This window comes from Arthrobacter sp. Y3225116, from assembly GCF_059091245.1.
The window spans coordinates 1-917 of the sequence record NZ_JBNHGL010000491.1; the positions used below are offsets into that span (position 1 = coordinate 1).

The 917-nt window shown below is 71.0% G+C and carries 1 protein-coding gene and 1 pseudogene; both read right to left on the reverse strand.

The features are described 5' to 3' along the window. Positions 1–9 precede the first annotated feature (9 nt). The gene (locus AC5RV2_RS18535) at positions 10–810 is read right to left on the reverse strand and encodes an isoprenyl transferase (protein ID WP_494067873.1); all 801 of its coding nucleotides are present in this window, start codon (positions 808–810) and stop codon (positions 10–12) included. Beyond that, positions 807–917 (reverse strand): annotated as a pseudogene (locus AC5RV2_RS18540) (DNA repair protein RecO); the annotation flags it as partial. The gene AC5RV2_RS18535 and the pseudogene AC5RV2_RS18540, both read right to left, overlap by 4 nt.

A 917-nucleotide genomic window follows, 5' to 3' on the forward strand; every position in this document is an offset into this window, starting at 1 on the left:
GACCCCGCGCTAGGCCCCGCCGACCGCGGCGGCGTCCACCGCGCCCCCGTACCGCCGGTCGCGGCGGGCGTATATGTCGATGGCTTCCCAGAGGGTGCGGCGGTCCACGTCGGGCCAGAGGGTATCCATGAACACCATCTCCGCATAGGCGGACTGCCACAGCATGAAGTTGGAGAAGCGCTGCTCCCCCGACGTGCGCAGGAACAGGTCGACGTCCGGCAGGTCGGGCTCGTCGAGGTAGCGCTGCACGGTCTTTTCCGAGACCGACGACGCCCGCAGCCGCCCGGCGGCGACGTCGGCGGCGATGGCGGCGGCGGCATCGGCGATTTCCGCCCGCCCGCCGTAGTTCACGCACATGGTCAGGGTGCAGGTGGCGTTGCCGGCCGTCTGGCGCTCGGCGACCTCCAGCTCGTTGACCACCGACTTCCACAACCGGGGCCGGCGGCCGGACCAGCGGATGCGCACCCCCCAGGCGTCGAGCTGGTCGCGTTGGCGGCGCAGCACGTCCCGGCTAAAGCCCATCAGGAAGCGGACCTCTTCCGGGGACCGCTTCCAGTTCTCGGTGGAGAAGGCGTACACGCTGACGTGTTTGACCCCGATTTCGATCGCGCCGGCCATCACGTCCAGCAGGGCCGCTTCCCCGGCACGGTGCCCCTCGGTCCGCGGCAGCCCGCGCTGGTTCGCCCAGCGGCCGTTGCCGTCCATCACGATGGCCACGTGTTCCGGGACCAGCGCCGGAGGAAGGGCGGGCGGTTTGGCGCCGGAGGGATGCGGCCACGGCCGCTGCGGTTGCCGGGAAATCGGGGTCACACTCGCTCCACATGCTTGAGGGATTTCAGGGTTCGTTCAAGGTGCCACTGCAGGTAACTGGCCACCAGGCCGGCGGCCTCACGGCGCGGACCGGCGGCGGAGGCGTC